This window comes from Serratia sp. TSA_198.1 (assembly GCF_052686505.1).
Genome location: NZ_JBQZFP010000010.1, coordinates 21,205 through 46,462 on the forward strand (window position 1 = coordinate 21,205; position 25,258 = coordinate 46,462).

General features: G+C 56.8%; 24 protein-coding genes. 10 read left to right on the forward strand and 14 right to left on the reverse strand.

Annotated features, from left to right (window positions below):
- Positions 1-27: 27 nt before the first annotated feature.
- Both ACUTSW_RS23930 and ACUTSW_RS23935 read right to left on the reverse strand, forming a co-directional pair.
- Positions 28-1,689 carry an AsmA family protein gene (locus tag ACUTSW_RS23930; RefSeq protein WP_445585511.1) on the reverse strand — a complete coding sequence of 554 codons (1,662 nt, stop codon included), beginning with the start codon at positions 1,687-1,689 and terminating at the stop codon, positions 28-30.
- Between the two features lie 131 nt (positions 1,690-1,820).
- On the reverse strand, positions 1,821-3,221 hold the full coding sequence (locus ACUTSW_RS23935) for a nucleobase:cation symporter-2 family protein (protein WP_445585512.1): 1,401 nt from the start codon (positions 3,219-3,221) through the stop codon (positions 1,821-1,823).
- Positions 3,222-3,462: 241 nt separating this feature from the next.
- Here ACUTSW_RS23935 and gltS point away from each other — a divergent pair, with 241 nt between their 5' ends.
- Positions 3,463-4,674: a sodium/glutamate symporter gene (gltS, locus tag ACUTSW_RS23940; protein ID WP_445585513.1), complete on the forward strand. Its 1,212-nt coding sequence runs from the start codon at positions 3,463-3,465 to the stop codon at positions 4,672-4,674.
- 57 nt (positions 4,675-4,731) lie between these two features.
- On the opposite strand, the gene recG is transcribed toward gltS, so the two are convergent.
- From recG to gmk, 5 genes are read right to left on the reverse strand one after another with little or no spacing between them, the layout of a single operon-like run.
- Positions 4,732-6,813, reverse strand: a complete 2,082-nt coding sequence (recG, locus tag ACUTSW_RS23945) for an ATP-dependent DNA helicase RecG (protein ID WP_445585541.1) — start codon at positions 6,811-6,813, stop codon at positions 4,732-4,734.
- A complete protein-coding gene (trmH, locus tag ACUTSW_RS23950; RefSeq protein WP_445585514.1) occupies positions 6,810-7,505 on the reverse strand; it encodes a tRNA (guanosine(18)-2'-O)-methyltransferase TrmH in 696 nt (231 codons plus the stop codon). Before trmH ends, recG begins: the two co-directional genes overlap by 4 nt.
- 5 nt (positions 7,506-7,510) lie before the next feature.
- On the reverse strand, positions 7,511-9,622 hold the full coding sequence (spoT, locus tag ACUTSW_RS23955; RefSeq protein ID WP_006320163.1) for a bifunctional GTP diphosphokinase/guanosine-3',5'-bis pyrophosphate 3'-pyrophosphohydrolase: 2,112 nt from the start codon (positions 9,620-9,622) through the stop codon (positions 7,511-7,513).
- Between the two features lie 18 nt (positions 9,623-9,640).
- On the reverse strand, positions 9,641-9,916 hold the full coding sequence (gene rpoZ, locus ACUTSW_RS23960) for a DNA-directed RNA polymerase subunit omega (RefSeq protein WP_004953385.1): 276 nt from the start codon (positions 9,914-9,916) through the stop codon (positions 9,641-9,643).
- Positions 9,917-9,970: 54 nt separating this feature from the next.
- Complete coding sequence (gmk, locus tag ACUTSW_RS23965; protein ID WP_004953384.1) at positions 9,971-10,594, reverse strand: guanylate kinase; 624 nt, start codon at positions 10,592-10,594, stop codon at positions 9,971-9,973.
- Between the two features lie 311 nt (positions 10,595-10,905).
- Between gmk and ligB the strand changes: the two genes are divergently transcribed.
- Positions 10,906-12,582: an NAD-dependent DNA ligase LigB gene (gene ligB / locus ACUTSW_RS23970; protein WP_445585542.1), complete on the forward strand. Its 1,677-nt coding sequence runs from the start codon at positions 10,906-10,908 to the stop codon at positions 12,580-12,582.
- A gap of 7 nt (positions 12,583-12,589) precedes the next feature.
- Here the strand turns inward: ligB and ACUTSW_RS23975 are convergent, their stop codons facing one another.
- Positions 12,590-14,149: an MFS transporter gene (locus ACUTSW_RS23975; protein ID WP_445585515.1), complete on the reverse strand. Its 1,560-nt coding sequence runs from the start codon at positions 14,147-14,149 to the stop codon at positions 12,590-12,592.
- 116 nt (positions 14,150-14,265) lie between these two features.
- On the opposite strand from ACUTSW_RS23975, the gene ACUTSW_RS23980 reads away from it, so the two are divergent.
- Positions 14,266-15,159: a LysR family transcriptional regulator gene (locus ACUTSW_RS23980; RefSeq protein WP_166729228.1), complete on the forward strand. Its 894-nt coding sequence runs from the start codon at positions 14,266-14,268 to the stop codon at positions 15,157-15,159.
- A gap of 6 nt (positions 15,160-15,165) precedes the next feature.
- Here ACUTSW_RS23980 and ACUTSW_RS23985 read toward each other — a convergent pair whose 3' ends face one another.
- Positions 15,166-15,783, reverse strand: coding sequence for a trimeric intracellular cation channel family protein (locus tag ACUTSW_RS23985; protein WP_006320142.1), 618 nt, complete (start codon positions 15,781-15,783; stop codon positions 15,166-15,168).
- A gap of 298 nt (positions 15,784-16,081) precedes the next feature.
- On the opposite strand from ACUTSW_RS23985, the gene ACUTSW_RS23990 reads away from it, so the two are divergent.
- Complete coding sequence (locus ACUTSW_RS23990; RefSeq protein ID WP_062789484.1) at positions 16,082-16,516, forward strand: DUF3574 domain-containing protein; 435 nt, start codon at positions 16,082-16,084, stop codon at positions 16,514-16,516.
- A 29-nt stretch (positions 16,517-16,545) separates the two neighbouring features.
- Here the strand turns inward: ACUTSW_RS23990 and ACUTSW_RS23995 are convergent, their stop codons facing one another.
- A complete protein-coding gene (locus tag ACUTSW_RS23995) occupies positions 16,546-17,730 on the reverse strand; it encodes a NupC/NupG family nucleoside CNT transporter (RefSeq protein WP_006328931.1) in 1,185 nt (394 codons plus the stop codon).
- Positions 17,731-18,074: 344 nt separating this feature from the next.
- On the opposite strand from ACUTSW_RS23995, the gene ACUTSW_RS24000 reads away from it, so the two are divergent.
- The gene (locus tag ACUTSW_RS24000) at positions 18,075-18,464 is read left to right on the forward strand and encodes a hypothetical protein (protein ID WP_445585516.1); all 390 of its coding nucleotides are present in this window, start codon (positions 18,075-18,077) and stop codon (positions 18,462-18,464) included.
- Positions 18,465-18,518: 54 nt separating this feature from the next.
- Here ACUTSW_RS24000 and ACUTSW_RS24005 read toward each other — a convergent pair whose 3' ends face one another.
- Complete coding sequence (locus ACUTSW_RS24005; protein WP_006328929.1) at positions 18,519-19,382, reverse strand: YicC/YloC family endoribonuclease; 864 nt, start codon at positions 19,380-19,382, stop codon at positions 18,519-18,521.
- A 126-nt stretch (positions 19,383-19,508) separates the two neighbouring features.
- On the opposite strand from ACUTSW_RS24005, the gene rph reads away from it, so the two are divergent.
- A complete protein-coding gene (rph, locus tag ACUTSW_RS24010) occupies positions 19,509-20,225 on the forward strand; it encodes a ribonuclease PH (RefSeq protein ID WP_004953365.1) in 717 nt (238 codons plus the stop codon).
- 93 nt (positions 20,226-20,318) lie between these two features.
- On the forward strand, positions 20,319-20,960 hold the full coding sequence (gene pyrE / locus ACUTSW_RS24015) for an orotate phosphoribosyltransferase (RefSeq protein ID WP_004953362.1): 642 nt from the start codon (positions 20,319-20,321) through the stop codon (positions 20,958-20,960).
- A 47-nt stretch (positions 20,961-21,007) separates the two neighbouring features.
- Here pyrE and slmA read toward each other — a convergent pair whose 3' ends face one another.
- The 3 genes from slmA to coaBC form a co-directional block, all read right to left on the reverse strand.
- Positions 21,008-21,604, reverse strand: a complete 597-nt coding sequence (gene slmA / locus ACUTSW_RS24020) for a nucleoid occlusion factor SlmA (protein WP_004953358.1) — start codon at positions 21,602-21,604, stop codon at positions 21,008-21,010.
- Positions 21,605-22,014: 410 nt separating this feature from the next.
- Positions 22,015-22,473, reverse strand: a complete 459-nt coding sequence (dut, locus tag ACUTSW_RS24025) for a dUTP diphosphatase (RefSeq protein WP_013815030.1) — start codon at positions 22,471-22,473, stop codon at positions 22,015-22,017.
- The gene (coaBC, locus tag ACUTSW_RS24030) at positions 22,451-23,668 is read right to left on the reverse strand and encodes a bifunctional phosphopantothenoylcysteine decarboxylase/phosphopantothenate--cysteine ligase CoaBC (protein ID WP_197929154.1); all 1,218 of its coding nucleotides are present in this window, start codon (positions 23,666-23,668) and stop codon (positions 22,451-22,453) included. Before coaBC ends, dut begins: the two co-directional genes overlap by 23 nt.
- Positions 23,669-23,848: 180 nt before the next feature.
- Here coaBC and radC point away from each other — a divergent pair, with 180 nt between their 5' ends.
- From radC to rpmG, 3 genes are all read left to right on the forward strand, one after another.
- Positions 23,849-24,532: a RadC family protein gene (gene radC / locus ACUTSW_RS24035; RefSeq protein WP_062869072.1), complete on the forward strand. Its 684-nt coding sequence runs from the start codon at positions 23,849-23,851 to the stop codon at positions 24,530-24,532.
- Between the two features lie 263 nt (positions 24,533-24,795).
- Positions 24,796-25,032 (forward strand): 50S ribosomal protein L28, encoded by a 237-nt coding sequence (gene rpmB, locus ACUTSW_RS24040; protein ID WP_004953342.1) that lies wholly within the window; start codon positions 24,796-24,798, stop codon positions 25,030-25,032.
- An 11-nt stretch (positions 25,033-25,043) separates the two neighbouring features.
- Positions 25,044-25,211: a 50S ribosomal protein L33 gene (gene rpmG / locus ACUTSW_RS24045; protein ID WP_002208990.1), complete on the forward strand. Its 168-nt coding sequence runs from the start codon at positions 25,044-25,046 to the stop codon at positions 25,209-25,211.
- Positions 25,212-25,258: the final 47 nt, after the last annotated feature.

Below are 25,258 nucleotides of genomic sequence, written 5' to 3' on the forward strand. Positions count from 1 at the left end.
TCTTCCCTGGGAAGAGGGCGTGAAAGCCTAGGGTAACTGTTGGTCGACCGTACGGCCATCGCCGGCGGTGGCCTGCAGTTCGCCCTTAAGTGAAGATTTAAACGGGCCATCGCTGTTCAGCAACCCTTTCAACTGCAACTGCAGATTTCCGTCACCTTCCAGCGGAACCGACTGCCATCCCCATTGCTGCAAAGTATTCACCGGCACCGAGCGGCCGTTCAACGACAGCGTAAAGGGTTTGCCCGGCAGCTGTTCGACCGTGGCTTTGGCTTCCAGTAATCCTTTTGGCATAAAGGCGCTTAGCTCGGTGACGTTGATCTGCCCGTCGTTAGCGTTTAGCGCCAGCGATGGGCGTCTAATGTCAATCTTGTTGAGGGTGGCTTCGCTGCCGTTCAGGTTCAGCGTGCCGGACCAAATGCCCCACTGGTGGTCACGCGCCAACAGCAGATTTCCGCCGTAGCCGTCCAGCGCGGTGATCTGGAACGGGAAGTCCGGATTAATATCGATGATCAGGTTGCGATTGGTGGTCAGCTTGTTGACGTAAACCTCCGCCAGCCAGTGCGGCAGCGGTTTCAGCCACAGTGCGCGCCAATCTGACGGTAAAGTGTATTCCAGTGCGGCGACGGCCACTTCGTCCAGTTGCAGGCGATTGTTGGCGCGCAGCCAGTTGCCGGAGGTGCGCAACAATCCGCCTTCCCAGCGGCTGGTGAACTGCTGAATGGCGATACCGGCCGGTGAAAGCCGCATATTCATGATCGGGTCGATCAGGTGGAAACCCCCGTTGATCAGATCGCTGGCGTTGAAGTTCAGCGAACCGTCCTCGCTGCGCCAGTCGCCCTGCTGGAAGGTGATGTTCTGCAGCGACAGATCGAGATCGTTGAACGCCCACTCCTTGCCTTCCAGTCGCGCGTCGATCAGATCAAAACGTTTGAGAGTGACCGGTGGCAGGGCGGTAAAGCGTTGCCAGAATTCGGCCAGCGTCAGCGGAGTTTGCATGCGCACACCGCTCAGCCGCAGGCGTTCCACCTGCCAACTGCCGTCGGCGGCACGGCTGGCAACCCCGGTCAGGTCACCCTGAGCCAGATCGGCACCGAAGTTGTTGAGCTTCAGCTGGTTCTGTTTAAGTTCACCCTGTACCAGCACCTGCGAAGCCGGGATACCGTTCAGCGTCATCGAGCCGGCGCTGAACTGGAACTGATTGTTTTCTCCCAGCGGATGGCCGGCTTTGGGTTGCCAGGGCGTAATGCCGGCATTGACCTGCTGCGCATTGAGCTGCCAGGTTTCATCGCGGGACAGCAGCGCCATATTGCTCAACTGCAACACATCGGCCTGCACCGGCAGTGTCGCGGCTTGCGGCTGAACGGTAAGCGTGCCGTCGCGCAGCGTTACGCTGTGAAAATAGCGCGGTTCAGTGATTTGGCGCAGGCTCAGGCCGAGATCTACCCGTTTGGCGACCAACGCCTGCGGCTGGTTATTTTTGGCCAGTTGGACGTCTTCCAGGCTGATTTGGCCCGGCTGATTCCATGAGTGCGAGATTTTTGCCACCGACAGGCGATATTCGCTGTTGTCGCTGATCCAACGGCTAAGCCAGCCCGCCGCCCAGCCGGTTTGCCCCACGACGTATAACAGCACAATGGCAAGCACTACCAGCAGCAGCAACGTCAGCAACAGTTTTCCGATAAATTTCATCGTCTACATCCGCGTCGGTCAAAAAAGATACCCTGTTTATGCCGCAATTGGCCGGGCATCTCAAGTGCAATGGTCTGATAGGCAATAAAAAACGGCCGCAAGTGGCCGTTTGTGGCAGGCAGCGCGGCGGATTATGGCTTCTCGTGTTCGTGCGGGAACACCAGGTTGAGCACGATAGCGGTGATGCCGCCGGCGGCAATGCCTGAGGAGAGCAGGGTTTTCAGCCAATCCGGTGCGAACTGCAGGATCAGCGGTTGCTGAGAAACGCCCATACCGACGGCCAGCGACAGCGCCATGATCATGATCGCGCGGCGGTTCAGCCTTTCGCGTGACACGATACGCACGCCGGAGGCGGCGATGGTGCCGAACATCACCAGGGTAGCGCCGCCAAGCACCGGCTCAGGAATATGTTGCACGAAATTGGCCACTGCCGGGAACAAGCCCAGCGCGATCAGCATCAGCGCCACCACAAAACCGACGTAACGGCTGGCAACACCGGTCAGTTGGATCACGCCGTTGTTCTGACCAAAACAGGAGTTGGGGAAGGTGTTGAACACAGCCGACAGCATCGAGTTCAGGCCGTTGGCCAGCACGCCGCCCTTCAGGCGCTTCATATACAGCGGGCCGCTGACCGGCTGTTCCGACACGTCTGAGGTAGCGGTGATGTCGCCGATGGTTTCCAGCGAGGTGACCATAAAGATCAGCATTAGCGGCAGCAGCAGGCTCCAGTCAAAGCCCAGGCCGTAATACAGCGGGATCGGCAGGGTGACTGCCGCCGTTTGCGGAGCCGGTTGGCTTGCCGGCAGCATGTCCATCGCCCAGGCCAGCAGGTAGCCGACCGCCATGGCGATCACCAGCGAGGCGACGCGCAGGTACGGGTTGCGCTGACGGTTAAGCAGAATAATCACCGCCAATACCGCGCCGGCCAGCAGCAGATTTTTCGGTGCGCCGAAGCTGCCTCCGCTCATCGCGGCATAACCGCCGCCGATGGAGGTCAGCCCAACCTGAATCAGCGACAACCCGATAATCATCACCACAATTCCGGAGACCAGCGGGGTGATGATGCGTCGCGCCAGGTGCAGCACGCGGGAGAGCAAGATCTCGGTGCAGGAAGCGACCATCAGCGTGCCGAATAGCGCGGCCATCATGGTGGGGACGTCGGCACCGCCGTTCTTCAGCGCCAGCCCGCCCATAATCAGTGGCGAAACAAAGTTGAAACTGGTGCCCTGAATCGACAGCAGGCCGGAACCGATGGGTCCCCAGGTTTTAATTTGCAGAATGGAGGCCAGACCGGAGGCAAACAGCGACATGCTGATAATGTGCTGAGTATCCTGTGTCGGCAGACCGAGCGCCTGACAGATCAACAGAGCCGGGGTGATTACCGCCACGAACATCGCCAGCAGATGCTGACCGGCGGCAAACAGCGTTTGCGGCAGCGGCGGGCGGTCTTCCAGGCGATAAATCAGTTCGCTGGTGTGGGGAGTTACGGCGGCTTTTTGCACGGCATCAAGCTCGGTGGATGGCATGGTCATGATGTGACATTTCCAGAAACGGCAAAGCAGGCATTTTAATGATCCACCCCGCAAAAGCAAACGGTTGCGCCCTAATATTACGTCGGGGTTATCAATGCTTATGTCGTATTTTTGTTCATTTTTTCTTGTCTTCTCAGCATTTTTTACTTCTAATCCCACCCTCATCAAGTTTTAAAAACTAAGCGGTTTTCTATAACTTATTATTTCTTATTGGATCTTTTCCGTTACAGGGAGTACCCGGATGTTTCATCTTGATACTTATGGCACGTTAGTCGCGGCAACGCTGGTTTTGCTCCTTGGGGGCAAATGCGTCACAAGCATTCCGCTGTTGCGAAAATACACTATTCCCGCACCTGTCGCCGGTGGTTTGCTGGTGGCGCTCTTGTTGTTAGCCCTGAAAAAGTTCGCTAACTGGGAAATCAGCTTCGATATGTCGCTGAAAGACCCGTTGATGCTGGCCTTCTTCGCCACCATCGGCCTGAATGCCAACCTGGCGCGGCTACGCGCGGGTGGCAGAGCGCTAATGGTGTTCCTGTTTGTGGTGCTGGGCCTGCTGCTGGTGCAGAACGCCATTGGCATCGGCATGGCGAAAATACTGGGTCTGGATCCGCTGATGGGTCTGATCGCCGGTTCAATTACGCTATCCGGCGGTCATGGTACCGGCGCAGCCTGGAGCAAGCTGTTTATCGAGCGCTATGGGTTTGAAAACGCGACCGAAGTGGCGATGGCCTGTGCGACTTTCGGCCTGGTGCTGGGCGGCCTGATCGGTGGTCCGGTGGCGCGTTACCTGGTGAAACACTCCTCTACGCCGGAGGGCACACCGGAAGATAGCGTGCAACCGAGCGGTTTTGAAAAACCGGAAAGTGGTCGACTGATCACGTCCTTGGTGATGATCGAAACTATCGCGATGATCGCCATCTGCTTGAGCCTGGGCCAGTTTATTGCCGGCCTGTTGAATGGCACGGTGTTTGAATTGCCAAACTTTGTTTGCGTGCTGTTTGTCGGCGTGATCCTCAGCAATACGCTGGCGTTCAGCGGTTTTTACACCGTGTTCGAACGGGCGGTGTCGGTGCTGGGGAACGTCAGCCTGTCACTGTTTCTGGCCATGGCGCTGATGAGCCTGCGCCTGTGGGAGCTGGCGTCGCTGGCGCTGCCGATGCTGGCCATTCTGGTTGTGCAGACACTGGTGATGGCGCTCTACGCGATTTTCGTCACTTACCGGGTGATGGGTAAAAACTACGATGCGGCGGTACTGGCTGCGGGCCACTGTGGTTTTGGCATGGGCGCTACGCCAACGGCGATCGCCAATATGCAGGCGATTACCGATCGCTTCGGTCCCTCGCATCTGGCGTTTCTGGTGGTGCCGATGGTGGGGGCGTTCTTTATCGATATCGCCAATGCGATCGTGATTAAGCTGTATCTGCTGTTGCCGGTGTTCCCGGCGGTGGGCTGAGTAACGTTCGAGAGGTAAAGCAAGGGCGCCATTGGCGCCCTTGTCTATGGCTGAGGGTCAGGCGTTGGAGTAGCGCGCTTTCTCCGGTAGCCAGCGTTCAATCAGGGCGCGGGCATGTTCCGGGTACTGCTGATGAATATGACGGGCGACGCGTTGCACTTCCGGTATCATTGCCTGGTCGCGCAACAAGTCGGCCACCTTGAACTCCGCGCTGCCGGTCTGGCGCGTCCCAAGCAGCTCGCCTGGGCCACGAATTTCCAGATCGCGCTGGGCAATCACGAAGCCATCGTTACTGTCGCGCAGTACCTGCAGACGTTTCTGCGCAGTTTTACTCAGCGGGGTTTTGTACAACAGCACGCAATGCGATGCCACAGCGCCACGGCCAACGCGGCCGCGCAACTGATGCAGTTGCGCCAATCCAAGCCGCTCCGGGTTTTCGATGATCATCAGGCTGGCGTTCGGTACGTCGACGCCCACTTCGATCACTGTGGTTGCCACCAACAGCTGTAACTCACCCTGTTTAAAGGCCTGCATTACCGCCTGCTTTTCCTGTGCTTTCATGCGGCCGTGAACCAGAGCGACTTTCAGTTCGGGCAGCGCAGTCTTCAACTCTTCCCAGGTGGCTTCTGCCGCCTGCGCTTCCAGCAACTCCGACTCCTCGATCAACGTACAGACCCAGTACGCCTGCCGGCCTTCTTCCATACAGGCGCTTTTTACCCGCTGGATAATATCGGCGCGCCGGGTGTCAGGAATGGCGACGGTGGTGACCGGCGTCCTGCCTGGCGGCAGTTCGTCGATCACCGAGGTATCGAGATCGGCATAGGCGGTCATTGCCAGCGTGCGTGGGATTGGCGTGGCGGTCATGATCAACTGGTGGGCATGGAAGCCTTGCTCCTCGCCCTTTTCCCACAGAGCCAGCCGTTGGTGCACGCCAAACCGGTGCTGTTCGTCGATGATCACCAGCGCCAGGCCGGAAAACTGTACCTGTTCCTGGAAGATGGCGTGCGTACCGACCACCATCGACACTTTTCCGCTGGCGATCGCTTCCTGCTGAGCAATGCGTGCCTTGCCTTTTTGCTTGCCGGCCAGCCAGCCGACTTCAAGCCCCAGCGGTTCAAACCACTGGCGGAAGTTATTGGCGTGTTGTTCGGCCAGCAGTTCGGTGGGCGCCATCAATGCCACCTGTTTGCCGTGGGCGATGGCGCGTAGCGCCGCCAGCGCTGCTACCAGCGTTTTGCCTGAGCCGACATCACCTTGTACCAACCGCATCATCGGGAAGCCTTTTTGCATATCGGCTTCGATATCGGCCACCACGCGCTCTTGCGCGCCGGTCGGCGAGAACGGCAATTCGGCGAGAAATTGTTGTTTCAGACAGTCATCCGGCATCAGCGGCAGCGCCTGATAACTCTGCGCGCCGGCACGTACCGCCAGCATGCTGAGGTTATGCGCCAGCAGCTCTTCCAGGATCAGGCGTTTTTGCGCCGGATGCTTGCCCTGTTCCAAATCTTCCAGCTGGATATCCGGCGGCGGGCGGTGCAGTGTGTGCAGTGCCTGCGGCAGGCTCATCAGCCCGCCACTGAGTTCCGGTGGCAGCAGTTCGGCGATGGCGCAGGTGTCCAGCAGCTCCAGCGCCTGATCGGTCAGCTTGCGCAGCGTGGCCTGCCTGATGCCTTCGGTGGTCGGATAAACCGGCGTCAGTGATTCTTGCAGCTCAACCTCGCTGCTTTCCCCCTGAATGCGGTATTCCGGGTGGATGATTTCTGCGCCGTGGTTACCGCGTTTGATCTCACCGTAAGCGGTCACGCGTCGGCCTGCGGCCAGGCTGTTTTTCATCGCTGCGTTGAAGTTAAAGAAACGCATGGTGAGCAAGCCGGTACCGTCGCTGATTTGGCAGGTCAGCATACGCCGACGGCCAAAACTGATATCGCTGCGCAGCACTTCGCCTTCCACCGTGGCAAAAATGCCCGGCAGCAGATCGTTGATCGGATAGAGACGGGTGCGGTCTTCATAACGCAGCGGGAGGTGCAGCAGCAGGTCCTGAATGGTTTCCAGGCCAATTTTGGCCAGCTTGCCCGCCTGGCTGGCTCCAACCCCGGAAAGCGTGGTGAGAGGGACGGCGTCCAGCAGGCGGCCTTTCATCGGCGTACCGTTGCCTGCATGGTTGCCCACCATTCGGTGTCGGCGACCACCTGGCCCTGTTGGTCAATCTGCGGACGCGGCAGCCCTTTGCGCTTGGCGACGTTGGCCAGCACCGGGTAACCGCCCTCGAACAGCAGGCGTTGCTGTTCTTCTTCGTCCAGCGCGCTGTGGGTGCGCAGGTACATACCGGCGTTGTGGCGTTGGCGCTGCGCTTCGTACAAGATCAAGGCGGAGGCGACCGACACGTTGAGGGATTGCACCATGCCGATCATCGGAATGATGATGTCCTGGTCGGCCAAGGCCAGCGCTTCTTCGGTGATACCGGTTTTTTCCTGGCCCAGCAGCACGCAGGTTGGGCGGGTGTAATCCACCTCGCGGAAATCAACCGCGCGGGCGGAAAGGTGGGTCGCCAGAATCTGCATACCTTGATCTTTCAGGTGGGTCACTGCGTCAGAGATGGTGCGGTGGGTTTTTACGTTGACCCAGCTGTTGCTGCCGGCAGCGGAGGAAACCAGGGTGCGCATGCGTGAGGTCGGCCACACGGCATGCACCTGGTGCACGCCGACGGCGTCGGCGGTGCGGATAATGGCGGAGACGTTATGCGGTTTGTGTACCTGTTCCAGGCAGACCGTCAGATCCGGCTGCCGGGTTGCCAGCATTTCACAAATCCGCGCATAGCGTTCAGGGCTCATAGGCGCTAATTTCGGTTACGGTTAACTTTAATCACATCCGGCATGATACGGATTTTACGCATAATATTTGCCAGATGGATGCGATCGCGGGTGGTCAGGCGAATAAAGGCGCTATAAACCCGGCCGTCTTTCTCTTCGGTATTCAGGCTCTGAATATTGGACTCGGCCGCGTTGATGGCCGCCGTCAGGTTGGCCAGCGCACCCTGATGGTTAAACATGTCCACTTTGATCTCGGCGATGAATTCCTGCTCGATATCTTTATCCCACTCTACCGCCATGAATTTCTCAGGCTCTTTCTGGTAGCCGCGGATGTTTCGGCAGGATTCATGGTGGATCACCAGCCCTTTGCCCGGGCTGACGTGGGCAATGATCGGGTCGCCCGGAATAGGCCGGCAGCATTTGGCGAAGGTGATCAGCACGCCGTCTGCGCCCTTGATCGCCAGGTTACGAACCCCGGAGGAGGTGCCCAGATTGGATTGGTCACCCTGCAGGTTTTTTGCCACCACCACGCTCATGGCGTTGCCGAGGCCGATTTCAGCCAGCAGATCGTCCAGGGTCGCCAGCTTCATGCGATCCAGCTCGTGCTGGATATTTTCCGGTGGAATTTCTGCCAGTTTGCGGCTACCGCCCAACGCATGGTTCAGCAAGCGGCGGCCGAGGCCGACCGAGTCATCGCGTTTGAGGTTTTTCAGCATCTGGCGGATTTTGGCGCGCGCTTTCGAACTGACGACAAAGTTCAGCCAGGCGGCGTTTGGTCGGGCACCCGGTGCGGTGATGATTTCCACCGTCTGACCGCTGCTCAGCGACTGCGACAGCGGATAGGGCTGGCGATCGACGCGGGCGCCAACGCAGGCATGACCGATATCAGTATGCACCGCGTAGGCGAAGTCGACCGGCGTTGCGCCCGCAGGCAGTTCAACGATGCGGCCTTCCGGGGTGAAAACGTAAATCTCATCCGGGAACAGATCGGATTTCACGCTCTCGATAAATTCAAATGAACTGCCGGCGCTTTGCTGCAACTCCAGCAAGCTTTGCATCCAGCGCTGGGCGCGGATTTGCGCGGTGGTGCCGGTTTCGCCCTGTTCTTTTTCTTTATAAGCCCAGTGCGCGGCCACCCCCATTTCTGCCATCTGATCCATATCTTCGGTACGGATCTGCACTTCAACCGGCACGCCGTGAGGGCCGATCAGGGATGTGTGCAGCGATTGGTAGCCGTTGGCCTTGGGAATGGCGATATAGTCTTTGACCCTGCCCGGGCGCGGTTTATACAGGCTGTGGGCCTGGCCCAGCACGCGGTAACAGGTATCGACTTCCTTCACGATCACCCGAAACGCGTAGATGTCCATAATCGAATGGAACCGCTGTTCTTTCAGGTGCATCTTGAGGTAGATGGAATACAGATGCTTTTCTCGCCCACTGACGCGGCAAGGAATGCCGGCTTCGTTCAATCGGCCTTCGATCTCGGAGAGAATCTTTTGGATCATCTCCTTACGGTTACCGCGAGCGGCTTTCACCACTTCTTTGATTACACGGTAGCGGTTCGGGTACAACGCCTCAAAACCCAGCTCTTCCAGCTCGGTCTTCAGGTGGTGAATACCCAGGCGATGGGCCAAGGGGCTGTAGATTTCCAGGGTTTCACGCGCGATACGCCGACGTTTGTCAGGACGCAGCGAACCCAGGGTACGCATATTGTGCGTGCGGTCGGCCAGCTTGATCAGCACGACGCGGATATCCTGCACCATCGCCATGATCATTTTGCGGAAGTTTTCCGCCTGGGCTTCTTTCTTATCCTGGAACTTCAGCTTGTCGAGCTTGGATACGCCTTCAACCAGTTCAGCGACGCTCTTGCCGAACAGTTGTTCCATATCCTGGTAGGTGGCCGGGGTGTCTTCGATGACGTCATGCAGCAGCGCTGCCATCAGCGTCTCATGATCGAGACGCATTTCCGCCAGAATGCAGGCCACGGCGACCGGGTGAGTAATGTAGGGCTCACCGCTGGAGCGTGTCTGTCCCTCGTGAGCATCACGTGCAACGAGGTATGCCTGTTTGAGGCGCTTAATCTGCTCCTCAGGCAGGTAACGTTGAATCAGCAGATTCAGGCTTTCAAACAGGTACAAGGCAGACTCGCAGTCTAATTAACGACGACCTTCAGCAATTGCGGTAACCGCTTGAATTTCTGCGGCTTCCTGCTCTTGCTGCTCCTGACGATCACGAACATCGAGGATCTGGCTGGTGATCAGGCCTTCTTCGATTTCGCGCAGAGCGATAACGGTGTACTTGTCGTTTTCTTCCGGAACAAGTGCATCTTTACCGCCAGTCTGGATTTGACGTGCCCGACGAGCAGCGACCAACACCAGGTCAAAACGGTTACCAATTTTCTCTACAGCGTCTTGAACAGTTACGCGTGCCATATTTGTGCTACTCCACAGGTGACGAAAAGACTGGGCATAATACTGAAACTGTCTTCAGTCTGCCAATAGTTTGCTGATTAAAGCGTCATGCCGCAGTAATTGCCGGCCTAAACGCAGGCGCTCGGCGCGAATAATGGTTTTCAGATCGGACAGGGCCAGATCGAAATCATCGTTCACGATTAAATAATCATACTCCGCGTAGTGCGTCATCTCCGCTACGGCTTGCGCCATGCGTTTGGCGATCACGTCTTCGGAGTCTTGCCCGCGGCCACGCAAGCGACGGCCAAGTTCATCTTTCGACGGCGGCAAAATAAAGATGCTGCGCGCCTGCGGCATTTTAGCGCGGATCTGCTGTGCGCCCTGCCAATCGATATCCAGGAAGACGTCTACGCCGGTCGACAGCACCTGCTCAATGGCGGCGCGTGAGGTCCCGTAATAGTTGCCGAACACTTCGGCATGCTCAAGAAACGCATCCTGCTCAATCATCCGGCGGAATTCATCTTTTGAGACGAAGAAATAATGTTCGCCGTGATGTTCACCCGGGCGGCTGTCGCGCGTGGTGTGCGAAACCGAAACCTGCGTGTCGTACAGCGGTTGCGTCTTTAACAAAGCCTGAATCAGACTTGATTTCCCTGCGCCACTGGGGGCAGAGACAATAAAAAGCGTGCCTTGAGCCATGATGATGTTCGTTGATAGCGGTTGATGTGCCAATAACAGCGGATGTGTATTTTCTCCGCACAGTATACACGGCTAACGCGCCGGGTGCAGCGTTAGCTCGCATTTTGCCCGCCGCTTTGTGCTGAAAAAACCGCTAAACGGCGGATTTGCGCAGCGGATCGGTAAATTTCCGCGATTTCATGTAACGCAGTCACCCTTTCTCGAGCCGCTAGGCAGTTCGGAAAACTGGCCGTTGCCAAGGCGCCGCTACCCGGTTTTACTGCCGGTTATCAGGGAGGTGCGCTATGCGAAAATGTGGAATACGGGTCGGGATGACGCTGTTGGTCGGGGTAATGTTCTGCGGTGCGCTGCGGGCAGAAAGTTGTCCGGCGTGGCGACCGGAGCGGCTGCAACTGGAGATAACCACGTTAAAAAACCAGCTTGAACGCTGGGATGTGGCTTATTACCAACAGGGCGACAGTTTGATTGAGGATGAGGTCTACGACAGCCTGCGGCAAAAGCTGCAGTTGTGGCACCGTTGCGCCGGGCTGGAAAGGGGCGAGGAGCCCAGTCCGCTTTTACCGGCGGGCAAGACGCCTCACCCGGTGGCGCACACCGGGCTGCATAAATTGGCGGATCCTGCAGCCGTGGGCCAATGGTTGCGAGGCCGCAGCGATGTCTGGGTTCAGCCAAAGGTGGACGGCGTCGCTATTACTTTGGTGTATCGCGATGGGGAACTGGCGGCAGCGGTCAGCCGGGGAAACGGGCTACAGGGGGAAAACTGGCTGGAAAAGGTGCGGGCTATTCCGGCGATACCGGCGACGGTGAAGGGCGCTCCGCCGACGTTGATTCTGCAGGGCGAACTCTTTCTGATGGTGAACGGTCATCAGCAAAAGATTCATGGTGGCATCAATGCCCGATCCACGGTAGCCGGTGCGCTGATGAAAAACCGGCTTTCGCCGGTCTTGCAACAGATAGGTCTGTTTGTCTGGGCATGGCCGGATGGCCCGCAGGAAATGACTCAGCGTTTGCAGCAGCTTGCCGCAATGGGATTCCCTCTCGCGTTGGCTTATTCACAGCCCGTGAGTTCACTGGACGACGTGCGGCAATGGCGTGAGCATTGGTATCGCGAAGCATTGCCCTTCGTCACGGATGGCGTGGTGATTCATCAGGCGCGCTCACCGCAAGGGCGCTACTGGCAGGCAAAGCCCGGCGATTGGGCGGTTGCCTGGAAATATCCGCCGGTGCAGCAGGTCGCCAGGGTCAATGATGTCGAGTTCAGTGTAGGCCGTACCGGAAAGATTGCCGCGGTGCTGAAACTTGATCCTATCAGGATGGATGATAAATGGGTCTCGCGGGTTAACCTGGGATCGCTGCCCCGCTGGCGGCAGTGGGCGGTTGTGCCAGGTGACCAGGTGGCTATTAGCCTGATGGGGCACGGGATCCCGCGTCTGGATAAAGTGGCCTGGCGGACCACAGAAAGAATCGAGCCCAGTGCGCCGGCTGCCGATCGCTACCATGCTTTGAGTTGCTTTACCTGGCTGCCGGAGTGTCGCCAGCAGTTTCTGGCGCGGCTGGTGTGGTTGGGTGGCCCACAGGGACTCGGCCTGCACGGCGTCAGTGAATCCACCTGGCAGGTGCTGATTGATCAGGGGCTGGTGCGGCACTTACTGGATTGGCTGGTGTTGACGCCGGAGCAACTGATGTCAGCGCCCGGCATCGGTGATAAACGCGGACGTAGCATCCACCGGCAATTTCAGCTGGCGCGACAACAGCCGTTTGCTCGCTGGCTGATAGCCTTAGGCGTGCCGCTGAGCCTGCAACAAACGCCGGCGCTGAAAAGCTGGCATCAGATACGGCAACTCCCCGTAGGAGAGTGGCGAAAAATGACCGGGATAGGCGCGAAAAAGGCCGAGCAAATCACCGGTTTTCTGCAGCATCCGCCATTTCTGACGCTGGTCAGCACGCTGGAGGCACAGGAAATAACAGGTTTTGTCGGAACCCAGTGATGTGCTGTTACTCCGTCGATCTCTCGACAAGTGAGTTTGCGTCTGTGGTCTGTGGATGCGTGATCGGCGGGGGTGAGGCATGACGCAGGAAAATAAAAACGATGCCTGCGGAAATCGCCGTCATTAACGCCAGAATATACAGCAGGTTATGAAATGCGGCTTCGTAGCTCTGTTTCAAGGCCGCAGTATCGGCATTCAGCAGTGCCGCCGCTTGTTGCAGGTCGCCCATTGCCAGCCGATGGGCGCCGGCGGCCGCATTGGCCAGCGGAGAGCCCGGTAGATGCTGTTCAACCAGGGTGGCCAACAACGCACCCACCACGGCGAGTGCGATACCTTCGCCCGCCACGCGGACGGTGCTAAAAATGCCGGTAGCCATGCCTGCGCGATCCTTCGGCACCACGCTGACTGCCAGGCCGTCCATTAATCCCCAGGGCAAGCTGATGCCGCAGCCAATGGTCAACAGCGGCAGAATCAATAGCACGAAGGGTTTCCCCGGCACATATTGCGCCAGCCATAGCAGGCCGAAGGCGCAGATCAGTAAACCCAGGCTGGAAATGATACCGGCGGAAACCCGGTGCGCCAACATGCCTGCCAGCACAGGCAATACCAGCATTGGCGCCGAGAGTGCGAACATAACGATACCCGCCTCCTGGGTGCCGTAACCTTCGATGCCAATAAAGCGCAGCGGGAGTAAAACCAGCAGCACCACGTAGGAATAGGCTGGGGCGGCCGCCAGAAACTGTACGCCGACAAAGCGCGGATAGCGGAATAAAGACAGATCAAGCATCGGCCTGCGCACGCGATTCTCGATCGCGACAAAGGCAATCATGAAAAGCAGCGCGCCGCTGAACAGAGCGATGACTTCACGGCTGCCCCAACCGCTGTCGGGGGCTTGCAGTACGGCATAAGTCAATAATGTCAGAGCCAGTGTAAAGGTGGTCGCGCCAGGCCAGTCGAGTTTGGCCGCTGCGGGATCGCGCGACTCATGCATATAGCGTATACCGGCGAACAGGGCGATGGCGCTGAACAGCGACACGCTGATAAAAATCGCGCGCCAATCAAAATGCTGTACCAAAAAACCGGCCAGCAGCGGGCCAAATGCCAGGCCGATGCCAAAGGTGGTTCCCAACAGGCTGAAGGCTTTGGCGCGTTCTGCGCCATCGAATACCTGAGCCAGGCCGGCGGTTCCTCCGGCAAACGCCGCTGCGGCGGCAATACCCTGAAGCGCACGAATCACATCAAAGGCGATGATATCTTGCACCATCAGCATAACCATCGAGCTTAGGGTAAGCACCGCCAGGCCGCTGATGAACACGCGTTTGCGGCCAAAGCGATCGGCGAGTGCGCCGGCAATCATCAGGCTGCAGCCAAAGGTCAGCATAAAGGCGTTGGTGACCCAACTGAGGGCGACTACGCTGCCGCCCAGGCTGGCGGCGATAGCGGGTAAAGAGACTGCCGGGCCGGTAAAGTTAATTGGCATAATCAACCCCGCCAGGCAGACGGAGAACAGGATAATCCAGCGCTGCGGATCGGGAGCGGGGTCTGGAAGACGGTAAGGATGGTTCATGATGAGCTCCAGCGGCAGTATTGTCGGTTGGGATGGATGATAAAGTGGATTTAATTGGCTAAAAATGGGGCTATATTCCACTCTTTAAGGACAATAACGCTCTAATTGGAGATCCTATGGACAGCCTCAGTGGCCTATTGGCCTTTGTGCGCGCTGCCGAGCTACGCAGTTTTGTCGCCGCAGGTGAACGGCTGGGCGTGTCCGCCTCTGCCGTCGGGAAAAGCGTGGCCAGGCTTGAGGAATCGTTGGGCGTCAGGCTGTTTAACCGCAGCACCCGGCGTATCAATCTCACCGATGAGGGGACATTGTTTTTTGAACGCTGCCAACGCATCGTCAGCGAAATTGAAAATGCCGAAGCCGAAATGGCGAGGATCTCCGACGCGCCGCGCGGCAAGCTGCGCGTAAGCATGCCGGCTATCGGCTATCGAATGTTGGTCCCTCTGCTTGCTGATTTCAGCGCGCTTTATCCCGAGGTTGAGCTGGACGTGGACTTCAATGACCGGATGGTGGATCTGATCGCCGAGGGAATCGACGTGGCGGTTCGCAGCGGCGAGTTGGCGGATTCCCGGCTGATGGCCCGGCGGCTGGGGCCGTTCCGGTTGATACTGGCGGGTGCGCCTGAGTATTTACAGCGTCGGGGTGTGCCGCAGGGGCCGGAAGATTTGCTCGAGCATGCCTGCCTGCGCTATCGCTACCCGGGGGGCCAGCAATTGCAGGAGTGGAGGTTGTTTTCTGATGGAGAGCCGGTTTCCCAACGAATCCCGGTGACGCTGAGCTGCAACAGCATTGAAGCCCTGATCCACGCCACCCAGGAAGGATTGGGCATCGCTTACCTGCCGGATTTTACGCTGTGTTCGGCCATTAACGCCGGGCAACTGGTGGTGGTGTTGGATCAACATACGCAGGAGCAGGGATTTTTCTCAGCTCTGTGGCCGTCAAGTCGGCATATGCTGCCCAAGGTGAGGGTCTTTGTAGACTACCTGGCGCAGCATATGTTGCCTCTGAGATGAGCCGTATTAGTGGTCTGGATGCTGGTAGTTGAATACCGGCAGCCCCAGGCGAAAGCGCAGGGCGATCAAGCGGGCGCTCAGGCCGGCGACCAGCGTGATGATGACGACCAGGTTATGCGGCAGGCTGAAGTGTTGCAGGCCGATGTACAGCCAGGCGGCGGCGAAGGAAATACCGGCATAGATTTCCTTCTGGAAAACCAGAGGGATGCGGTTGCAAAGCATATCGCGCAGCACGCCACCGAACACGCCGGTGATGACAGCCGCAATGGCGGCGATGATAGGGCCGTGGCCCATATCCAGAGCGACCTGCGCCCCGATGATTGAAAATACAATCAGGCCAACGGCGTCCAGCACCAGGAACAGGCGACGCAAGTGGCGCATCAGCGGCGCTACCCAGGTAGTGACAATCGCGGCAATGGCGACAATCACGATATATTCAGGATGCTTGACCCACCCCAACGGAAAGTGCCCGAGCAGCATATCGCGCACCGAGCCACCGCCAATAGCTGTGGCCGAAGCGATAATAATCACGCCAAACATATCCATCTGGCGGCGGCCGGCAGCCAGCGCGCCGGTCATGGCTTCGGCGGTGATGCCGATGATATAAAGAATGCTCAGTAACATAAGGTATTCACAGGGTGGGCGGGAGTGAGTGTAAGGCCGAAAGGGTAATCGCCGACGGGGCATATCGCTACTGAGTTTTTCTAACCAATGCCTATTCGGATTACTTTAATTAATCTGGCAGTGGTTTATCTGACTTGTTATTGGCCTTTTTTAACCTTTCAATGCCCATACAGGTATTAGATATTTCGTGTTAGTTTCTAGAGCTGACTATGCTTTTTGCATTCTATCTTTACGCTGCGCATCGGCGGTGTATTTCAGGCTGATGACGGGTGTGCCCACCGAGGAATATGAATATAAAATGAAAAATACTCCCATGCTGGCGGCGGCCTTGGTTACCGCCCTGTTGTTGAGCGGCTGTGTTGCAACGGCCCAAAATGCCACGCAGCAAAAGCCGAAGGTTTGCGGCACCGGCGATCCGATGGTCCAAACCACGCTTTATTTCGGTTTGAACCGCCCAACCGGACCGGTGATTACCGCAGCAGAGTGGCAGGGTTTTGTCGATCGGCAGGTGACGCCGCGCTTTAAAGACGGCCTGTCGGTGTTTGATGCCAAAGGGCAGTGGCTGGGCAATGATGGCAAGTTGGCGCGTGAGAACAGCAAGGCATTGATGCTGATTCATGCGCCGGGCAAGGAGAGTGAAACCAACATCGAGGCGCTGCGCAGCAGCTATAAGCAGCAGTTTGCGCAGGATTCGGTGATGCGCGTTGATGCGCCGGTGTGCGTCGCGTTCTGAGGTGATCCCGGCCGGAGCCGGGGTATTGCTTACAGCACCAACCCTGCGATGGCTGCCGAGAGCAGGCTGACCAGCGTTGAACCATAAACCAGCTTCAGGCCAAAGCGGGATACCACGTTGCCTTGTCGTTCATTCAGCCCTTTGATCGCCCCGGCGACGATGCCGATAGAGGCAAAGTTGGCAAAGGAGACCAGGAACACGGACAGAATACCCAGGCCGCGCGGCGACAGTTCCGCCGCAATTTTCTTCAGCTCGATCATCGCCACGAATTCATTGGCCACCAACTTGGTCGCCATGATGCTGCCGGCCCGCAACGCATCCTGTGCCGGGATGCCGATCAACCAGGCCAGCGGATAAAACACGTAGCCCAGAATTTGCTGGAAGCTGATGCCGAACACGGCGGAGAACAGAGCATTTACCGCAGAGATCAGCGCAATAAAACCAATCAGCATCGCGGCGATAATCATCGCAATCTTGAAGCCCGCCAGAATGTATTCGCCCAGCATTTCAAAGAAGCTCTGATCTTCATGCAGTTTGTTCAGTTTCAGCTCAGGCTCATCGTCCAGTTGATAAGGGTTGATGATCGACAGAATGATAAAGGTGCTGAACATATTGAGGATCAGTGCCGCAACCACGTATTGCGCATCGATCATCGACATGTAGGCGCCAACGATGGACATGGAGACCGTCGACATGGCGGTTGCGGCCATGGTGTACATGCGGCGCGGCGAAATATCGCCGATGATTCCCTTATAGGCGATGAAGTTTTCCGACTGACCGAGTACCAGCGTGCTGACGGCGTTGAAAGACTCCAGCTTGCCCATGCCGTTAACCTTGGACAGCAGGGTGCCGACCAGGCGGATAATCAGCGGCAGAATACGAAAGTGCTGCAAAATACCGATTAGCGCGGAAATAAAGATAATCGGGCACAAAACGCCCAGGAAAATGAACGCCAGCCCGTCCTTGCTCATGCCACCGAAAACAAAGTCGGAGCCTTGCGCTGCGTAGGTCAGCAGCGTTTCAAAGAAGCCGGCGACGTGTCTGATTACGCTGAGGCCACTTTCTGAATGCAGGAAGAAATAGGCGAGTGCACCTTCAATGACCAACAGCTGAATAATATAGCGCAGGCGGATTTTCTTGCGATCGTTGCTGACCAGCAACGCCAGGGCGATGATCACCACCAGGGCGAAAATAAATTGCAGAATTTGCGGCATAAAGGGTCCGTACGGCTTGCGGGCATGAAAAAAACACATTTAGCCACAGCTTAGCCCGCCTTTCATTACCTTACGTGATAATTAGAACAAAATACTTCGGGCGGCTGGTATGGGTTATGGATTGTCATTCTCTGGGTGATCGTCGCAGTTTTTCGTAAAAGCCTCGCTTTTACGGCGAAGATGCCTGTAAACCCATCGCCGATGGAGCGGGCCGGCTGGAATCTGTCCCGCATAATCTGAACGTCATCCCGCTTAACTATTGATTTTTTCCTCGCTGAGAGAGAAAAAGAGTTCACTATTTCGCCGCAAAAGACGGCCTACTTTCTCAGGATGAGGATGCGGATATGAAGACACAGGCAATGTTGAGGGCGCTGGCAAATGGCGTTCACCCCGAGACGGGGGAGTTGCTGGGTACGGCGTCAATGACCGGTTCGCCGGAGGCGATTCGGCTACTGTTTGCATTGGCCGAGGAGTTTCAGGCTGAGCCGGAGCGCCAGAAAAAAGTAAAGCTCTCACCGGAAGAGCGGCAGCAGAAGAACATTGCCGAGGGGCGGCCGGCGAAATCGTACTTCCCATGGACAGAGGAGGAAAAACAGCGGCTGCAGGAGAGCTATACAGCCGGCGGAACGCTTGAGGCATTGAGCAGCGAATTTGAGCGAACCACTTGGGCCATCGCCGTTCAACTGCAAAAAATGGGGCTAATTACCGAACAGCAGGCGGCCAGGTATGTATAGGGTTAGTTCATAAAAAAACCCGCATAGCGCGGGTTTTGGTTAGTGAAGAAAATATCACTCGATATTCTGGATCTGCTCGCGCATTTGCTCGATCAGCACTTTCAGTTCGATAGCGGAAGTGGTGACTTCGGCATTAATCGACTTGGAGGCCAGCGTGTTCGATTCGCGGTTAAACTCCTGCATCATAAAGTCGAGGCGGCGGCCCACGGCTTCTTTCTTCTTCAGGATGTTATGCGTTTCTTTTACGTGGGCTTCCAGACGGTCCAGCTCTTCGGCAACGTCAATACGTTGCGCCATCAACACCAGCTCCTGTTCCAGGCGAGTGTTTTCCAACTGCACCTGAGCTTCTTCCAGCTTGCTGACCAGGCGCTCACGCTGCCATTGCAGGATGTTTGGCATCTGGGCGCGCACTTTGATCACTTCGGCGCTGACGCCGTCGAGGCGCTGTTCGATCAGGGCTTTCAGCGCGGTGCCTTCGCTTTCGCGAGCGGTGATGAAATCATCCAATGCGCTGTCCAGAGCCTGCATCAGCTGTGCGCTGATGGCGTCCAGATCCTGCTCCTGAGCAGACATCACACCCGGCCAACGCAAGACGTCGATAGGATCGATTTCCCCTTCGTCGCTCTGCATTTTTACCCAGTTGGCGGCTTCAACCAGCTGTTTAGCCAGTTTTTCGTTCAGGATCAGCGAGCTTTGCGCGCTCGGGTCCAGCTCGAAGCGCAGGTTGCATTCCACTTTGCCACGGGTCAGACGGCCACGGATACGTTCGCGGATCACCGGCTCCAGGCTGCGGAATTGCTCCGGTAAACGGATGTAGGTTTCTAGATAGCGTTGGTTAACGGAACGCAGCTCCCAAGCTGCGCTGCCCCATTCACCCTTGATTTCACTCCGTGCGTAGGCGGTCATGCTGCGGATCATTGATGCGTACCCGTAATAGGAAAAGATGGAACGATTATAACGTTGGACCTCCGGGCAGGATAGGCATTACGTCACGAAGCCCGTATAATGCGCAGCCAATCGTAGATTAGAAGCCGGAGAGAACCCATGCGTCCTGCAGGCAGAGCACCACAACAAGTTCGCCCACTGACACTGACCCGTCACTATACCAAACACGCTGAAGGTTCAGTGCTGGTTGAGTTTGGCGATACCAAAGTTTTGTGCACCGCCACGGTAGAAGAGGGCGTTCCGCGCTTCTTGAAAGGTCAGGGCCAGGGTTGGATCACCGCCGAATACGGCATGCTGCCGCGCTCCACCCACAGCCGTAACGCTCGCGAGGCCGCAAAAGGCAAGCAGGGCGGCCGTACGCTGGAAATTCAGCGCCTGATCGCCCGTTCGCTGCGTGCGGCGGTCGATCTGAAAAAACTGGGTGAGTTCACCATTACCCTGGATTGCGACGTACTGCAGGCTGATGGCGGCACCCGTACCGCCTCCATTTCCGGTGCCTGCGTTGCGCTGGCTGATGCGCTTAATGCATTGGTTGCTGCGGGCAAACTGAAGGCCAACCCAATGAAAGGGCTGGTGGCTGCAGTGTCTGTCGGTATCGTCAAGGGCGAAGCGCTGTGCGATCTGGAGTACGTCGAAGACTCTGCGGCAGAAACCGATATGAACGTGGTGATGATGGAAGACGGCCGCATGATCGAGGTGCAGGGCACCGCCGAGGGCGAACCCTTCAGCCACGACGAGCTGTTGGCGCTGTTGGCGCTGGCTCGAGGGGGCATCGAAACCATCTTCCAGGCGCAGAAAGCGGCGCTGGCAGAGTAATTTTTAAGGCGACTGAAGAGTCGCCTTTTTTACGCCCGACTATCGGGTGGCAGTAATAACAGATCTAACAGACCCAGACGAGGAGAAGCAGTAATGAAAGCCTATCAGCGCCAGTTTATCGAGTTCGCGCTTAACAAGCAGGTATTGAAATTCGGTGAGTTCACTCTGAAATCCGGCCGTACCAGCCCGTATTTCTTTAATGCCGGCCTGTTTAATACCGGGCGTGATCTCGCGTTGTTAGGACGCTTCTACGCCGAAGCGCTGATGGACTCCGGCATCGATTTTGATCTGCTGTTTGGCCCGGCATACAAAGGTATCCCGATCGCCACCACCACGGCGGTAGCTCTGGCGGAACACCATGAACGCGACGTACCTTACTGCTTTAACCGTAAAGAAGCCAAAACCCACGGCGAAGGCGGCACTTTGGTGGGCAGCCCGCTGCAGGGCCGAGTGATGCTGGTGGACGATGTGATCACCGCCGGCACCGCAATCCGTGAGTCGATGGAAATCATCGGTGCCAGCGGTGCGACGTTGGCCGGGGTGTTGATCTCCCTGGACCGTCAGGAACGCGGGCGTGCGGAGATTTCAGCTATTCAGGAAGTCGAGCGCGACTATCACTGTAAGGTGATTTCCATCGTGACGCTGAAAGATCTGATTGCTTATCTCGAAGAGAAACCGGAAATGGCGGCGAGTCTGGCGGCGGTGCGCGCCTATCGTGAACAGTACGGAGTTTAACGCGCTATTCACGTTGTCAGGCGCGCCAAAACGCGCCTGACAACGGTTTATTGCAGCTGTGCCGCCAGCAGCGGCCAGCGGCCGTCGAAGTCTTGCGTAGGACGGTAACGGAACTCGGAGCGCACGTAGCGTGACAGCATACCTTCGCAGAATGCCAGCAGTTGGCTGGCCAGCAGCGTTTCATCCACGACAAAGCCTTTGCCTTCCCGCAGTTTGCGTTCTTTCAGTACCTGCCGCAGCTGTGCCTCTATACGTTCAAACAGCTGGCTGATCCTTCCCTGCAAGCGGTCCTGCTCAAACATCAGCGCATGGCCGGTCATGATGCGCGTCAGGCCAGGGTTACGTTCGGCAAACCCCAAGATCAGCAACAGGATCAGGCGCAGGCGGTTAAAGGTTTCTTTTTCGTCCTGCAGGATCAGGTTGATGCGCGTTATCAGGCTGTCTTCAATAAATTCGATCAGACTGTCGAACATCCGTGTTTTGCTGGGAAAATGCCGATACAACGCAGCTTCGGAGACACCGACGTTAGCGGCCAGTTTCGCAGTGGTGATACGCTGGCTGCCGTCGCTGGATTCCAGCATCTGGGCTAACGCCTGCAGTATTTCCTCGCGCCTGTTCCTTTTGGTATTTTCTTTTTCTGCCATGTCTGATTAGACCCTTGCTAAAACTGCTTAGACTTTCGGAAACCCGCGCACCGGCCATTGCAGAGAGATCTCTGTGCGGCTTATGTGATAGCTTTTTTACGATGCTGGGGTCAGCGGCCTTAACGACCTGTGTTCTCCGCGCGACCTGGTGTGCGCTGTAATCGTTGCCGGACAAACCTTGCCATATACCCGTTATACTTGAAGCTGCATCTGTGTTGGCTGCACCCACTCACCCGAATCGCTTACCACTGTAAGCTCATCCCGTAGGGGCCAGCGCAAGCGCTGTTCAACAAAGCCACGGCTTTGTTGTGATGCAACTCCAATTATCTTGGGTATAGAAATGTCCTTCTCTCTGGGCGGCAAGGTTTCGGACGACATTTCCCTGCCGACCATCAAGTCTTGGGCTGCGCTTAGTGACGACCCGAGTGGCCAAAGCCACCTGCGCCACGTTCGCTGCTGTCGAACTCTTCTACCAGATTGAACTCAGCTTGCACAACAGGCACAAAGACCATTTGCGCGATACGTTCGCCAGGTTCAATGGTGAAGGATTTTTGGCCGCGGTTCCAGACGGAAACCATCAGTTGGCCCTGGTAGTCGGAGTCGATCAGGCCAACCAGGTTGCCCAGCACCACGCCGTGCTTGTGGCCCAAACCTGAGCGCGGCAAGATCACCGCCGCCAGATCGGTATCGGCAATGTGAATAGCCAGACCGGTAGGCAGCAACGTGGTTTCACCCGGCGCCAGTTCAACCGCGGTGTCCAGGCAGGCGCGCAGATCGAGACCGGCTGAACCTGGGGTGGCGTAGGTCGGTAAAGGGAAATCCTGTCCGATACGCGGGTCGAGGATTTTAACGTCGATTTTTTTCATCATAACGGCTGACTATCTCGTCTATTAAACGTTGGCCAAGGAGTGCCTTATCGCTCAGCGCCAGGCGCTTTTCTCCATTCTGCCAAAAAAGGTGCAAGGCATTGGTGTCACTGTTAAACCCATGCTCTGCAAGCGATACATCATTAGCGCAAATTAAATCCAGTTTCTTACGCGCCAGTTTTTGTCGCGCGTATTCTTCCACATTCTGGGTTTCGGCGGCAAACCCCACGACAAAGGGGCGATTTTTAGTCATTGCGGCGACGCCGGCAACGATGTCGGGGTTTTTTACCATTTTGAGGATGATTTCATCACCCTGTTTTTTTATTTTTTCACCGGCGATCTGCCCGGCACGGTAATCGGCTACGGCGGCACAGGAAATGAAAATGTCCTGCTGGGCGGCGCGCTGCTGCACTGCGTGTTCCATTTCCAGCGCACTGATGACGTCTACCCGGGTTACCCACGGCGGCGTCGGCTGGTTGACCGGCCCGGCAATCAAGGTGACCTGCGCACCGCGTGCGGCGGCGGCTTGGGCGATAGAGAAGCCCATTTTACCGGAACTGTGATTGCTGATGAAACGCACCGGGTCCAGCGCTTCACGCGTTGGGCCGGCGGTGATCATAATCTTTAAATGTTGCAAATCTTGTGAAGCGGAGAAATAACCGTTCGCCAGGTCGACGATGTTCAAGGGATCGAGCATGCGGCCAGGGCCAACATCACCACAAGCCTGGCTGCCGCTGTCCGGGCCCCACAGCAACATGCCGCGTGCCTGCAGCGTTTGCAGATTGGCCTGGGTGGCTGCGGCGCGATACATCTGCTGGTTCATGGCGGGCGCTGCGGCTATCGGCGCGTCGGTCGCCAGGCAAAGGGTCGTCAGCAGATCGTTGGCCATGCCGGCGGCGACGCGTGCCAGCAGATCGGCGGTAGCGGGGGCCAGGATCACTAAATCCGCCCATTTGCCGAGCTCTATGTGACCCATCGCGGCTTCGGCTGCGGGATCCAGCAGATCGTCGGAGACCGGATAGCCGGAAACCGCCTGCAGCGTCAGCGGCGTGATGAACGCTTTCGCCGCGCCGGTCATTACCACACGCACTTCCGCGCCTCTGTCACGCAGGCGGCGCACCAGTTCTGGGCATTTGTACGCAGCGATACCGCCACTGATGCCAAGCACAATATGTTTGCCGGAAAGTCCCGTCATCATGATTGTCCGATTGAAAACCGAAAGATGCGCCATTTTAGCATAACCGCCAGACAGGTGAGCGATTCCGCTGTCTCTGCAGCTTGTTACATTGCGCTTTGCGCAGTACTTCGCAATGTTATCAAACACCTGTCGTTCCCCTTTGTTCCGCATGGCATGCTTGGACGCTTTCGGGGGGTGATGATGAGCAGTCAGGTAATGACCTTGTGGCCGGGAGCGCTTGCGCCCCGGGAAAAGTTACTGCGGTACGGCGCGGCGGCGCTGTCCGATGCGGAGTTGCTGGCGATTTTTCTGCGTACCGGCTTTCCCGGCCTGCATGTCATGCAACTGGCGGAGCAGCTGTTGGGGCAGTTTGGCTCGCTGTATCATCTGATGTCGGCAGACCATCAGGTTTTCTGCAGCCACAAAGGATTGGGTAATTCGAGCTATGCGCAGCTTCAGGCGATTTCAGAATTGGCGTTTCGCTTCTTTTCCGGCCATCTGGCGCAGGAAAACGCCATGCTCAATCCCAAAATAACGCAGCATTATCTGCAAAGCTTACTGGCGCACCGTGAGCGGGAAGTGTTTTTGGTATTGTTTTTAGACAATCAGCACCGCGTTATTCGCCATCAGGAGATGTTTGCTGGTACCATCAGCAGCGTCGTCGTGCACCCGAGAGAAATTGTGCGTGAAGCGTTGAAGGCTAATGCGGCCGCCATTATTCTGGCGCATAATCATCCTTCGGGTAAGGCTGAACCCAGTCACGCTGACCGTTTGATAACAGAGCATGTGGTTAATGCCTGCCTGTTATTGGAGATCCGAGTGCTCGATCATTTGGTGATAGGTCGGGGTGAATGCGTCTCTTTTGCCGAGCGCGGATGGCTTTAAGCGATTTTTTCGCGATCCTTCGGGGATCTTTAGCTGTTCGGGACTTGAGCACTTACGCCTCAGAGCGTATACTACGCCACCTTTGAGAATCTTGGGTTTGGCGTAAGAGCCTATCTCAGCAGGTTTCTAACCTGATGTGTGGTTTCTGACCTGATGACGGGAGTCTCCTCAGTATGGAGTTTGCTGAGATGGGCTCTAAAAGCCTGACGAGGCGGCCATACCCTATACGAAGCTCGAGCTGATTTGATTTTTGGAGAATAGACATGTCCCGAGTCTGCCAAGTTACTGGCAAGCGCCCGGTGAGCGGTAACAACCGTTCCCACGCAATGAACGCGACCAAACGCCGTTTTCTGCCGAACCTGCACTCACACCGTTTTTGGGTTGAGGCTGAGAAGCGCTTTGTAACGCTGCGTGTATCTGCTAAAGGTATGCGTGTTATCGATAAGAAGGGTATTGAGACGGTCTTGGCCGATCTGCGTACCCGTGGTGAGAAGTATTAAGGAACTGCATCATGGCTAAAGGTGTTCGCGAGAAGATCAAGCTGGTTTCTTCTGCTGGTACTGGTCACTTCTATACCACCACGAAGAACAAGCGTACTAAGCCGGAAAAATTGGAACTGAAGAAATTCGATCCAGTTGTCCGTCAACACGTACTGTACAAAGAAGCTAAAATTAAATAATTTTAGTGGATTAATAAAAACCCAGCTTAGGCTGGGTTTTTTGTTTT

Excerpts from the sequence above, each read along its gene's own strand:
- ACUTSW_RS23930 (WP_445585511.1), bottom strand. The coding sequence starts at position 1,689 with ATGAAATTTATCGGAAAACTGTTGCTGACGTTGCTGCTGCTGGTAGTG.
- ACUTSW_RS23935 (WP_445585512.1), bottom strand. The coding sequence starts at position 3,221 with ATGACCATGCCATCCACCGAGCTTGATGCCGTGCAAAAAGCCGCCGTA.
- gltS (WP_445585513.1), top strand. The coding sequence starts at position 3,463 with ATGTTTCATCTTGATACTTATGGCACGTTAGTCGCGGCAACGCTGGTT.
- recG (WP_445585541.1), bottom strand. The coding sequence starts at position 6,813 with ATGAAAGGCCGCCTGCTGGACGCCGTCCCTCTCACCACGCTTTCCGGG.
- trmH (WP_445585514.1), bottom strand. The coding sequence starts at position 7,505 with ATGAGCCCTGAACGCTATGCGCGGATTTGTGAAATGCTGGCAACCCGG.
- rpoZ (WP_004953385.1), bottom strand. The coding sequence starts at position 9,916 with ATGGCACGCGTAACTGTTCAAGACGCTGTAGAGAAAATTGGTAACCGT.
- gmk (WP_004953384.1), bottom strand. The coding sequence starts at position 10,594 with ATGGCTCAAGGCACGCTTTTTATTGTCTCTGCCCCCAGTGGCGCAGGG.
- ligB (WP_445585542.1), top strand. The coding sequence starts at position 10,906 with ATGACGCTGTTGGTCGGGGTAATGTTCTGCGGTGCGCTGCGGGCAGAA.
- ACUTSW_RS23975 (WP_445585515.1), bottom strand. The coding sequence starts at position 14,149 with ATGAACCATCCTTACCGTCTTCCAGACCCCGCTCCCGATCCGCAGCGC.
- ACUTSW_RS23980 (WP_166729228.1), top strand. The coding sequence starts at position 14,266 with ATGGACAGCCTCAGTGGCCTATTGGCCTTTGTGCGCGCTGCCGAGCTA.
- ACUTSW_RS23985 (WP_006320142.1), bottom strand. The coding sequence starts at position 15,783 with ATGTTACTGAGCATTCTTTATATCATCGGCATCACCGCCGAAGCCATG.
- ACUTSW_RS23990 (WP_062789484.1), top strand. The coding sequence starts at position 16,082 with ATGAAAAATACTCCCATGCTGGCGGCGGCCTTGGTTACCGCCCTGTTG.
- ACUTSW_RS23995 (WP_006328931.1), bottom strand. The coding sequence starts at position 17,730 with ATGCCGCAAATTCTGCAATTTATTTTCGCCCTGGTGGTGATCATCGCC.
- ACUTSW_RS24000 (WP_445585516.1), top strand. The coding sequence starts at position 18,075 with ATGAAGACACAGGCAATGTTGAGGGCGCTGGCAAATGGCGTTCACCCC.
- ACUTSW_RS24005 (WP_006328929.1), bottom strand. The coding sequence starts at position 19,382 with ATGATCCGCAGCATGACCGCCTACGCACGGAGTGAAATCAAGGGTGAA.
- rph (WP_004953365.1), top strand. The coding sequence starts at position 19,509 with ATGCGTCCTGCAGGCAGAGCACCACAACAAGTTCGCCCACTGACACTG.
- pyrE (WP_004953362.1), top strand. The coding sequence starts at position 20,319 with ATGAAAGCCTATCAGCGCCAGTTTATCGAGTTCGCGCTTAACAAGCAG.
- slmA (WP_004953358.1), bottom strand. The coding sequence starts at position 21,604 with ATGGCAGAAAAAGAAAATACCAAAAGGAACAGGCGCGAGGAAATACTG.
- dut (WP_013815030.1), bottom strand. The coding sequence starts at position 22,473 with ATGATGAAAAAAATCGACGTTAAAATCCTCGACCCGCGTATCGGACAG.
- coaBC (WP_197929154.1), bottom strand. The coding sequence starts at position 23,668 with ATGATGACGGGACTTTCCGGCAAACATATTGTGCTTGGCATCAGTGGC.
- radC (WP_062869072.1), top strand. The coding sequence starts at position 23,849 with ATGAGCAGTCAGGTAATGACCTTGTGGCCGGGAGCGCTTGCGCCCCGG.
- rpmB (WP_004953342.1), top strand. The coding sequence starts at position 24,796 with ATGTCCCGAGTCTGCCAAGTTACTGGCAAGCGCCCGGTGAGCGGTAAC.
- rpmG (WP_002208990.1), top strand. The coding sequence starts at position 25,044 with ATGGCTAAAGGTGTTCGCGAGAAGATCAAGCTGGTTTCTTCTGCTGGT.